The sequence below is a fragment of the Stagnimonas sp. FW305-C-60 genome (genome assembly GCF_058782965.1).
On the sequence record NZ_JBYSYF010000003.1, the window covers coordinates 108,850 to 118,383 of the forward strand.

General features: G+C 69.3%; 5 protein-coding genes. 1 reads left to right on the forward strand and 4 read right to left on the reverse strand.

Annotation, left to right across the window (positions count from 1 at the left end; genetic code table 11):
* Nucleotides 1–32 precede the first annotated feature (32 nt).
* Nucleotides 33–857, forward strand: coding sequence for an SAM-dependent methyltransferase (locus AC3WT6_RS12520; RefSeq protein WP_492653935.1), 825 nt, complete (start codon nucleotides 33–35; stop codon nucleotides 855–857).
* Between the two features lie 84 nt (nucleotides 858–941).
* Here the strand turns inward: AC3WT6_RS12520 and AC3WT6_RS12525 are convergent, their stop codons facing one another.
* From AC3WT6_RS12525 to AC3WT6_RS12540, 4 genes are all read right to left on the reverse strand, one after another.
* Complete coding sequence (locus tag AC3WT6_RS12525) at nucleotides 942–1,229, reverse strand: acyl carrier protein (protein WP_492653936.1); 288 nt, start codon at nucleotides 1,227–1,229, stop codon at nucleotides 942–944.
* A 22-nt stretch (nucleotides 1,230–1,251) separates the two neighbouring features.
* Nucleotides 1,252–2,034, reverse strand: a complete 783-nt coding sequence (locus AC3WT6_RS12530) for a CatB-related O-acetyltransferase (protein ID WP_492653937.1) — start codon at nucleotides 2,032–2,034, stop codon at nucleotides 1,252–1,254.
* A gap of 14 nt (nucleotides 2,035–2,048) precedes the next feature.
* Complete coding sequence (locus tag AC3WT6_RS12535) at nucleotides 2,049–3,650, reverse strand: alkaline phosphatase family protein (protein WP_492653938.1); 1,602 nt, start codon at nucleotides 3,648–3,650, stop codon at nucleotides 2,049–2,051.
* A 952-nt stretch (nucleotides 3,651–4,602) separates the two neighbouring features.
* On the reverse strand, nucleotides 4,603–9,465 hold the full coding sequence (locus tag AC3WT6_RS12540) for a type I polyketide synthase (protein WP_492653939.1): 4,863 nt from the start codon (nucleotides 9,463–9,465) through the stop codon (nucleotides 4,603–4,605).
* Nucleotides 9,466–9,534: the final 69 nt, after the last annotated feature.

Sequence of the window (9,534 nt, forward strand, 5' to 3'; positions counted from 1 at the left end):
AAGAGACGGCGAACAGCGACAGGGAGTCGAACATGCTTTCCGCCCACACCCAGGACGTGGTGACCCATTACACCCGCCGCCATGGCGAGCGCGGTAACTTGTTTGGCAATCAGCCCTTCGCCAACTACGGCTACTGGACCCGTGACGACCTCACGCTGGAGCAGGCCAGCGAGGCGCTCACCGAACTGGTGGCGACCACCGCCGGCCTGGGGCCGGGCGATACCGTGCTCGATGTCGGCTGCGGCTATGGCGCCGGCGCGGTGGTGTACGCGCGGCGCTGCCGGCCGGAGTGGATCCTCGGCATCGACGTCACCCCGGTGCGCATCGAGGAAGGTCATCGCTACGTGGCGGAAAACGGGTTTGCCGACCGCATCAAATTGCAGTTCGGCAACGCCACCGCCATGGACTTCGCCGATGCCAGCTTCGACAAGCTGGTGTCGGTGGAATGCGCTTTCCACTTCGATACCCGTGTCGACTTCCTGCGCGAGGCAGCGCGGGTGCTCAAGCCCGGTGGCAGTCTGGCGCTCACCGACATGATTCCGCGCCGTGGCGTCGATCCCGCCGCCTATCTGCGCGGCGAGCAGACCATCAACAGCGGCGTGGTGCTCGACAACCATCCCAATGCCTACGACGCCGACGTCTATGCGCGACACCTGCTCGAGGCCGGCTTCACCGACATCCGCATCGAGTCTATCGTCGACTGGACCCGCGCCCGCTTCGCGCAGGCCTTGCACGGCGTCGCCGAGCGCACCGGCGGCGAGAACGGCGAGGCGATCCTGCGCTCGGCGCGGCGCATCCAGCAGTTCATCGACCTCGGCGAAGACTACGTGCTGGTCGCCGCGCGCAGGGCGCGCTGACGAACGCGCTCCTGCTGCCCCGCCAGGGGAGCGTGGAACAGGGTCGCTTGGCCGGATCGGAGTGACCACGTTTCAGGTCGAGCCTTAACCCGCCGCCTGCACCGCCAGGAAATCCGCGATCTGGCCAATCGAGAGATCGTCCACGTAGCGGCCCTCGCGCATCAGCAGCTTCTCGAACGGCGCCTTGGCGCGCAGCACTTCCTCCTGGATCGCCACCACCAGTTGGATGATGTCGATGGACTCGAAGGCGAGGTCGGCGAACAGCCGCGTGTCGCGGCCCATGCTGCCGCGGTAGTCGTGATCCCAGTCCTGGGTGAAGTCTTCCAGTAGCGTGATGAGTTGGCGGGTGTAGTCGTCGCTGCTGAGCGGCATGAGTGCTGTCCGTGAACAATCGTCAAAAGGAATACAGGGGCTCCACCACCGTCAGCGCGTAGTGGCCATCCGGTTGTGGGGTGATGCGGCTGGTCTGGGTCTGGTAGGGCAGCAGCCGGCCATCGGCGAGCAGACGCTCCAGGGCATCCAGCGCAGCCTGGATGTCGCGGAAGTCGACCTGCGCCTTGTGCGGCGCCAGGTCGTAGCGCCACCACTGCAGGCGCAGCAGGCGTTCGATGCTGCGGTTGTCGAAGCGGCCACGCAGGGTCTTGGCCGGCTGGCCGGCGACGATGCTGTAGGGCGGCACGTCGCGGGTCACCACCGCATGCGCGGCGACCACCGCGCCATCGCCGATGTGCACGCCACGCTTGATGAAGGCGCCGGCGCCAATCCAGACGTCGTGGCCGATCAGCGTGGTCTGGTGCGTCGGCCATTGCGCCTGGCTTGGCGGCTCCGGTGCCAGCCGCGCGAACTCCGGCTGGCGCAGAAAGGCCTTGAACTGCTGCGGCTCGGCGAACAGGAAGGGATGCGAGCTGAGCCATTCGGTCGGGTGCTCGTAGGCGCCGGCCACCACCGCTTCGGCAATCGAGGTGTAGCGGCCGATCGCGCAGTCGTAGAGGCTGCTGGTGTACTGGCCGTTGACGTAGGCGAAGGCGCCGAAGGAGCAGTCCTTGATCCGCCGCGGGTCGAACAGCCACACCGGCCGCTCGCAGACCAGGGGCGTCAGCAGGCCGCGACCCTCGCCGACATAGAGGCCGTGTTCGACCAGTTCGGCGGCGCTGAGTTGGGTGGGTGCGGTGTTCATCTAAGGCACCGCCGTCATTCCATGTAGCCGAGCATCTGCAGCTGCTCGATGATCTGCTTCTTCTCGCCGGCATCCATCTCCTGCCCGAGCTGGCGGCGCTCGGTGACGCGGGTGCGCGCGCCCTTCTTCACCGGGCACGCGGCGAGCTGCTCGGCGGTGAAGAAGCTCTCGGCGGCGACGCCCTCGAAGTCGGCCGGCACCGGCAGACCGGCGCTGTAGAGCAGGCTGGGCGCGACATCGACGATCTGCCGCAGCTCCACCATGCCGGCGGCCGGAATGCCGGGGCCGGCCGCCATGAAGATGCCATCCGGGTGATGGGTGCCGATCGCCTGCGGGCGTTGCGCCACCGCCGGCGTGAGGTTGCGGATCGACACGAAGCCGTGGTCGCGCAGCACCAGCGTCAAGTCGCAGGCGCGGGTCATGTGCTGCCCCGGGAACCAGTCCTCGCGCTTCAGCACATCGACGATCACCGGCTCGCCGCTGTCGGGATCGCGCAGGGCCAGCAAGTCGGCGATCAGACGTTCGCGGAAGCTGTCGTAGTCCTTCGGCTGGATGCCCGGATCGCCGGGCTTGGCGGCGACGCGGATGTGGATGCCGTTGGAGGACGGCGTGCGGCAGTAGGCGGTGGTGTGTGCCCAGTCGAGATTGGCGAAGTCGCTGGCCTCGCGACGGATCGCCTGCTCGCTGCCATCGTTCTCCGCCCACTTCAGGTAGCCCTTCTCGGCCAGGTAGGCGTTGATGCGCAGCACGAAGGTGGAAGCGGTGAAGCCGTGGTCGCTGGCGAAGAACACCTGCGCCTCCGGCCCGGCCAGCGTCACCAGCTTCTCGATGTAGCCGTCGAGATTGCGGAAGTATTCCAGGCAGACCCTGCGCATCTCGCGGTCGTGCGGCGTCGGCTCGGCTTTCAGCAGGGCCGCGTCCAGCCAGGGCCAGGCCTGGTGCTGGATCTTGTCGGTGCCGTCGAACATCACCGCCATCACATCGGGCTTGTCGTTGGCGAGGATGAACTCGGCGACCTTGAACCACTGTTCCTCGCGCGGCAGGTGGTAGCGCACCCACTTCGCCGTTTCGTCGGCGGAGAGCGACTCCATCGCCTGCTTTTCCTTGTCGAAGTCCCAGGCAAGTTCCTTGGGGTCGAAGCCGGGAATCTGCTGCTTGATGCGCTCGAACAATTCGCGCGGGTGGGTGTTGCGGCGCAGGTGCTTGGCCGGGATGAAGCCGGGCACGATGGAGCCCTTCAAGTCTTCCGGCGCCGGCGCGGTGAGCGGGAAATTGAGCGCCGCCACCGACTTGCCCTTGCGCGAGAGGATCGACCAGATGGTCTCGCTGTCGATGTCGCGCGCGTCGTAGAGCGTCCAGTAGACCTCGCCGCCGTGGTCCTCGGCGCGGATGAAGTCGAACACGCCGTGCTCGCCAGGGCCCTTGCCAGTCATGATCGAGGTCCAGGCCGGCGGCGTCAGCGGGTTGGGCGTCGAGCGCAGCTTGGCGCGGGTGCCGCGTTCCATCAGCGATTTCAGGAACGGCATGGTCAGGCCTTCGCCGGGCAGCTCACGGGTCATCTGGTCGAGCACGGTGTAGGTGCAGCCGTCGAGGCCGATGAAGAGGGTGGTGGTCATGGGGTGGTCACGGGGCTGAAAGGATGGGGTGTGGCTTGCCACACTGGTTCCCCTCCCATTTGTGGGGAGGGGCGTAGGGGAGGGGGAAAGCCGTGGCGGAGTGCTTGGCTTTCGCCTAGCTCTGCTGGTGTGCGGTGCTGGTGGTTCGCGCGTTCGCGCTCTTTTAGCGGTGTGCTGTTTGAGAGTTTCTTTTCGCCTCTTGGCGACTCACTTTTCTTTGCTTGTGCAAAGAAAAGTAAGCAAAAGAAAGCACACCCCTGCGTAGCGCCCCCTTTGGGGGTAAACCTGCGATGCTCGGCCCAAAGGGGCCGCTCGCGAACTCGGCGCCCTATAGGCGCCTCAGACAGGCGCTCGCTGTCATCCCCCTTTGGTCCTCTACGGCCCGGCCGTAGGCCGGGCGTTCGCTGGGGCGGATTGCCATTCAAGGCAATCCGCAAAGCCTCCCAGCTCACTCTCGGCGCTACGAAGGGGACCGGAACATCTACAGCACGGCGGTCTTCGCCCGCCGCGAAGAGAGAAGCCACATCACCAGCAACCACAGGCGCTTGCTTCGCTCGCGCGATGTCGGCGTAGCCGACGAGCCTGAGTGCTGTTGATGTGGCTTTTGACTTGCCCTCCCCTTCGTAAGCGCCGAGAAGCGCAGTGGTCGGGGGGTATGGAAGCGCCCGCATGTTCGAGGCGCCTATAGGGCGCCGAGTTCGGGCGCGTCCCCCCGGCCGCGAGCATCGCAGGGCACCCCGTAGGGGCGCGACGCAGGGGTGTGCTTTCTTTTGCTGTTGGCATGGCTTGCCATGCCAACCCATTAACTGTTTCTTTGCACAAGCAAAGAAAAGTGAGTCGCCAAGAGGCGAAAAAAAGCTCGCACCAACAGCAGGCTCAGCAGAGCGCGAAGGCGCGAACCACAACCCAGCCGATCGAGGCAAAGGCGAACTAGCCATGGCTATCCCCATGCTCAGTCCGACACCGCTACCGCCGGTACCGCCTCAGTCGCCACACACAAGGCCAGCACCGCCTCGTCGCCCTCGAAGTGCAGCGCCACGTCGTAATCGCGCTCACCCTGGCGCACCCGCGCCACGGTGGGGCTGCCGCCGCGGCGGTCGAGCTGGGCGGCGACCACCAGCCAGTCCTGCGGACGGCCCTGCAGGCCGCTGCCGGCAGCCTTGGCGGCGGCTTCCTTGGCACACCAGAGCGCGACCGCCTGGCGGGCACGCTCGCCGCTGCCGGCGGGCGCGCTCAGCCAGTGCTGCTCGCTGGCGGCGAAGGCGCCGTGGATCAGGTCCTCGGCACGCAGAGGCTCGATGCGTTGGTAGTCCAGGCCCAGGCCGACACCGGGATCGCTGGCGACGGCGCAGGCCCAGCGCCGGCTGTGCGCCAGCGAGATCGCTGGCGGCAGCCGGCCTTGCAGGGCGGCGCAGCGCACCAGCGGGCGGCCGCTGTCCAGGCTGGCGATCTCGATGTCGGCGGGTGCCAGTTCCAGGCCGTGACGCAGACGGACCCAGTCGCGCACCGCGTCCTTGGCGGCGAGCCGGCCCATCAGCCATTCCTCGCGACGCGGACCCTGCGCCGGCAGCGCGTACCAGCGGCCGCGTTCGGCGGCGGTCAGCACCTGGTGGGCGGTGACTCGCTTCCAGATCGCGCCGCCTTCGTCGAGCAGACCTTCCTCCAGCGGCGCCAGGCGGCGGATGCACAACTCCGGTGGCAGGCGCTCGCGCAGCAGCGGCTCGCTTAGCGGTGCGGCGGCGGGGTCCTGGCGGAAGGCATGCAAGCGCGGCGGCACCGCGAACACGCGGTCTTCCCAGCCCTCGGCGCGCATCCGGACCAGGCCTTCACGGTCGGCAATCTCCCAGCGCGCTTCCAGCTGCTTCGCCTCGCCGTCCAGGCGGATCTGCCCCTGGCAATGCAGTACCTGGCCAGTGGCGGGCGGCGGGCCATACAGGCGCAGGCTGCGCACGCGATAGGGGAAGCAGTTGAGCACCTGCTCCGTGTACTTCTCGCGCAGCCAGAAGCCGGCGAGCTGGCCGGCGGCGTCGAGCAGGGCGGCGTCGAACTGGAAGGCCGGTGCCGGCTGGTCGCGGAAGTAGTCGTGCACCGGCAGCACACGCAGCTCGGCGTCCATGCCCTCGGCGTCCCAGCCGGCGATGCGCGCGCAGCCTTGCAGGCGCGGGCCATGGAACATGCCGTGGCGGTAGATCGCCTCCGGCGTGTGCAGACGCGGCGGCTGCAGCGGCCGGCCGTTGGCAGGCAGGCTGGGCGGCGCCGGGTACTGCGCGGCGAGCAACACCTCGCCCTCGAACACCAGGAGCCCACCGGGCGCATTGCCCTCGTCCGGCGCCTGGATGCGGCAGGCGATGCGCTGGGGGCCGCCGTGCTCGCCGGCGCGGCCGGGCAGGCGCTCGGCCTGGATGCGCAGCCGCAGGCGGCCCGAGTCCAGCGCCAGCCAGCGGCTGCCGCGCGCCTGGTCGATGCCGATGACCTTCAGCCCCTCGCCCTCGCAGAGCGCGGCGGCGGCCTCGGCGATCAGCTCCATGCTGAAGGTGAAGGGCAGCACCGGCAGCGGCCGCAGGCCGGGGTCGCGCGGCGTCGGCGTGGTGCCGATGGCGTGGTCGTTGAGAAACAGATCGCTGGCGAGATCGAGCAGGCGCTCGGCCTGCAGGCGCTCGCGTTCGCGCAGGCGGATTTCGCCGAGCAGGGGGTAGCGGCTGCCATCGACGGCAACCGTTGTCGCCGACATCGGCGACGGCGCCGGTAGTAGGGCGGGCTCTGCGCGCGGGACGACCGGCGCAGGCAGCACGCCGGCGAGCCCCAGCACCCGCGCCTGCGAGTCGAGAAACTCCTGCATCAGCGAGAAGTGCATGCGCAGCGCGGCGTTGCGGGCGTCCTCGCCGCTGGGCTCCTCCTGCGCGTCGCGCGCCGCAGTCGCCGGCGTGGCGGCCGTTGCCGATGGCAGTGGCCGGCGGCGGAACTCCTCCGGCAGCTTCAGCTCCGGCATCAGCAGCTTGAGCTGCATGCCGGTCTTCTTCAGCGCCGGCGGTGGCGCGGCTAGATCAACTGCGGGGAGCGCGCGCGCCGCGAACAGCGCGGCCGCGTCGAAGCCGATGCCGGCCGCGAACAGCTGCGCCAGCGTCTGCTGCAGTTGCAGCGTGCCGGACTTGCGGCGGCTGTCGCTGGCCAGGGCCAGCAGGCCCGGCCGGCCGCGCAGCGTGTCCTCGACGAAGGCGGTGAGATTGGCGCTGGGGCCGACTTCCAGAAACACCCGGTAGCCGTCCTCATAGAGGCGTTGCAGGGTCTCGGTGAAGCGCACCGGGCGCTGCCATTGCTCGGCGGTGAGCGCGACGATGCCGTCCTGCACGCGCGGGAAGGGCGCGACGCTGCAGGCGCTGTAGAGCGTGATGCCCTCGCGCGGCTGCAATTGCAGTGTCGGGTAGTAGGCGCGCACCGCCTTGGCCATCGGCGCGAACAGCGGCGTGTGGTAGGCGCGGCCAAAGGGCAGGGCAGCGCAGATCGCGCCCTGCGGCGACAGCCGCTCGCGCACCGCCTCGGCCTGCTCGGCGCTGCCGAACAGCACCAGCTGATTGGGGCAGTTGTCCATCGCCACCACCATGCCGCCCAGGTCGGCGAGCAGGGCGGCGCGGCTCTCGGCATCCAGCGCGCCGACGGTGAGCAGCGTGCCCTGGGCAATGCGGCCCTCGGCCTCCAGCGCGCGGTAGCGGGCGTTGACCTCGCGGATTGCCGCCACCACCTGGGAGCGGTTGTCGCGGTGGCTGTCGCACCAGGCCGAGAGCGCGGTGTTCTCGCCGGTGGAGTGCCCCAGCATGGCCTGCGGCACCAGGCCCAGCGCGTCGTAGAAGGCCTGCAGGCCGAGGCTGGCGGCGAACACGCTCTCGGCGGCGGTGTCGCCCTCGTAGAGCTGCGCTTCCAGCGCCTTGCGTGCTTCCTCACTCAGCACGCTGGGCGGCGGGAACAGGGCTTGCGCCCGCGAAGGCGCCCCGCGCTCGACCGCACCGGCCTCGATGATGTCGAACCACTCGCGCACCAGCGGCCACTGCGCGCAGACCTCGGCGAGCATGCCGGGGTATTGCGAGCCCTCGCCAGGGAACAGGAAGCAGAGTTTTCCTGGCGCCGCGCCGAGTCCGTAGTGGATGCCGTTGCGGGTCTTGAACGGCTTACTGCCGTCGCCGAGTTTTTCCAGCGCGGCGTTGAGCTTGCCCAGCGCCTCGGCGGCATCGGCGGCGAGCAGGGCCAGGCGATGGCTGCCCTCGGCGCGCGCGGCACTGGCCTGGGCGATGGCGGCCAGCTCGGCGCCGGGCGCGGCCAGATGCAGACACAGCATCGCGATGCGTTCGCGCAGGGCTGCCGCCGAGTCGGCAGCGATCAGCAGCAGCTCGCCGCCGCCGGGCCGGTGCAGCACCGGCACCTGCACCGATCTCGACGGCAGGTACTCCTCCAGAATCACATGGCTGTTGATGCCGCCGAAGCCGAAGGCATTGGCGCCGGCACGGCGCGGCGTAGCGCCGTCATGGATCCAGGGCCGGGCCTCGTTGAGGATGTAGAACGGCGTCTGCTCCAGCCGTAGCGCCGGGTCCGGCTGCTCGCAGAGCATCGGTGGCAGCACCCGGTGGTGCAGGGCCAGCGCGGCCTTGATGAGCGCCGCCGAGCCGCTGGCGGGCATGCAGTGGCCGATCATCGACTTCACCGCCGACAGGCCGATGTGGGCGCCGGCGCCGCGATGGCCGAAGACTTCGGCCAGGGCTTGCACCTCGGTGGCATCGCCGAGCGCGGTGCCGGTGCCGTGCGCCTCGATGAAGCCAAGGCTGGCGGGGTCGATGCCGCTGCTCTCGTAGGCGCGGCGCAGCGCCAGTACCTCGCCTTCCAGGCGCGGCGCCAGCAGGCCCTTGGCGCGGCCGTCGCTGGCCGAGCCTATGCCTTGGATCAGCGCGTAGATGCGGTCGCCGTCGCGCTCGGCATCGGCGCGGCGCTTGAGCACCAGCAAGCCCAGGCCCTCGCCGAGCAGGGTGCCGTCGGCGCCTTCCTGGAACGGCCGCAGCTGGCCGCGCGCCAGCGCATTGATGCGGCAGAACTGGATGAAGATCTGCGGCGGCGTGTGGGCGTGAATGCCGCCGGTGATCATCAGGTCGCAATGGCCGTGGCGCAGCTGGTTGATCGCCTGCTCCAGCGCGATCAGCGAGGAGGCGCAGGCGGCATCGACGATGCAGCTCGGCCCCATCAGGTTGAAGCGGTTGCAGATCAGGCCGGCGATGGCATTGGGCGTGAGCACGCCGATGTGCTCGGCCTGGAACGGCGGCAGCTGGGCCTTGAAGGCGTCCTTCAGCCGCGCGAGATCGGCGCCGCTGAAGTCCGGTCGCAGCCCCTGCACCATCGCCATCGCCTGGTCGAGGAACAGGTTGCGGGTCATGGTGCTGGCCAGCGCGCGGTTGCCGTAGGTGCCGCGGCCGAGCATCACCCCGGCGCGCTCGCGGTTGAAGTCGCGGTGCAGATAGCCAGCGTCGGCCAGCGCCTCGCCGGCGTAGTGCAGGGCGAGCAGATGGTCGGGGTCGGCACCGGCGGCGACGCTCGGCATCACCCCGTAAGCCTGCGGATCGACCCAGGCGAGATCGCGCAGAAAGCCGCCGCGGGTGGTGTAGATGCGGTCCTCGGCCTGCGTGTTTTCCTGGTAGTAGTGGCCCACCCACTCCGGCTCCGCCTCGGCCACCGCATCGACCTTGTCGAGGATGTTCTGCCAGTACTGGCGGATGCCGCGCGCGCGCGGATAGCAGCTGGCCATGCCGACGATGGCGATGTCGAGCGGCGCGCTCATGCCTGCGACTGCCTCCGACTCCCTCCCCCGCGCTCGGGGGAGGGCCGGGGTGGGGACGTTGCCAGCATC